This window comes from Moorena sp. SIO2C4, assembly GCF_010672485.1.
Taxonomy (GTDB): domain Bacteria; phylum Cyanobacteriota; class Cyanobacteriia; order Cyanobacteriales; family Coleofasciculaceae; genus Moorena; species Moorena producens.
Map to the genome: position 1 here is coordinate 1 of NZ_JAAHGN010001381.1, position 1,596 is coordinate 1,596.

The window sequence follows — 1,596 nt, forward strand, 5'->3', positions numbered from 1 at the left end:
TGCTTACTTTTGACTTCTGACGCAAGAACCTTGCTGACTTGCGCGTAGCGCTATATTAGTCGGTAATTGGTAATTGGTATAGCAGTTCTCAATCGATTGAGAACTGCTATAATAGTTTTTATTTCATGACGGCGCTACTTTGCTCAATCCCTTTGTTTGATGTAACCTTCGACTATAAGTAACTGTTCTAAACCATCAATAAGACGATTAATATGAGCAATTAGAGTTGGAGGTGAAGACAAGGAATTTGTAATGTTATAAATTTCTTTTTCTATCCCATCTGGAACTTTGGAACATAGATTTATTACTTGTTCTAGGATTCGTTTTTCCCCTGGATGAGGAACAGAATTGATAGCAAAAATAATATCAAAATAACTTTCTAACAAGGCAGTAGTTCGATGGATGACACTGATATCATCTTGGCGATAGATTGCCAATTGTAACTGATGAGTATAAGCAGAAATAGTTTGCCTCAAGATTGGATAGTTTTTAGCAATAATGGCTTGTTTGAGGGGTTCAGGATAGGGCTGGTTTACCTTTTGTTGTAGCTGTTTAAACCAACCATCAGCATCATACAAACAGACAGAGGTTAGGATATTCCACCAAAAGCAGGTAGAATATCCAATGGAAGCTTGATGGTTGACGAGGATACGTGAAAGCTGTTCTTCAATCCATTGGGGGGTACGATACATCACATCCACACCAAATCCAGATTTGAGATCAATCCACTCATCACCTGTTTCCCAAAATTGATTGTTAATTTCTATGCGCTCTGCAAATGGTTTTGCGATCGCAGCTCGAATTTCTACAGGGATATCTTCCTTGACATAGACATAAAAATCGTAGTCTGATCTCTCGTCGGAAACCTGTTGGCTTTGAGAACCGGCTAATGCTACAGCGATAACTTGATCTAAAGCAGCAAACTCAGTCGCTATAGTTTTGGCTAAGGTATGAATAGTGTTAATTAAGGGAATATATTTAGAAACTATACCCACAATTCTCTCTAAACTGTTTGTAATGAAATGCCTCTCCGAGAGTAGAGCGTTTGTAAGCTATAAGCTATCAGCTATCAGCATATGCTTTGATATATTTTTCCCCAGACTTTCAATTCTAATTAATCTCGAACTATTAGGTGCGACCCGTGGCTAATTTAATTCGCCAAGGTCAAGCGCACCTTTAAATTTTACCCTTTGCCCACGCTACGCGAACGGCGCACGCTACTTGAGGTGAGGTTTATTTTAAGCACCTCAAGTAGCGTGAGCCAATGGCTCACGGCTGATAGCTGATAGCTGACTTACGTATTAATAAATTAGGATTAGTTATGTTGAAGATAGACTTCTGCGAGCATACCAAGCAGCACCCTGCAAAGCGGCCTGGTCATTAAGAATCACATATATAGGAATAGACTTCAGCAAATCCACCATCTTATCCTTATTAATAAAATTTTCCATAAACAGAGGTTCACGCAGATTATCGAGAATGCGAGGGGGAATCCCTCCACCGATATAAACACCCCCAGTTGCGAAAAACTTAAGGGCAGCATTTGCGGCTTCAGATGCCAAGATTGAGACAAACATCTCTAAAGCTTGCACACAA

2 protein-coding genes are annotated in these 1,596 nt (G+C 39.7%); both read right to left on the reverse strand.

Annotated features, from left to right (window positions below; translation table 11 throughout):
* Positions 1-143 precede the first annotated feature (143 nt).
* Complete coding sequence (locus F6K20_RS37800) at positions 144-995, reverse strand: DUF4037 domain-containing protein (RefSeq protein WP_229419738.1); 852 nt, start codon at positions 993-995, stop codon at positions 144-146.
* A gap of 324 nt (positions 996-1,319) precedes the next feature.
* Positions 1,320-1,596 (reverse strand): glucokinase (locus F6K20_RS37805; protein ID WP_287298298.1); only part of this gene is annotated, 277 nt, incomplete at its 5' end.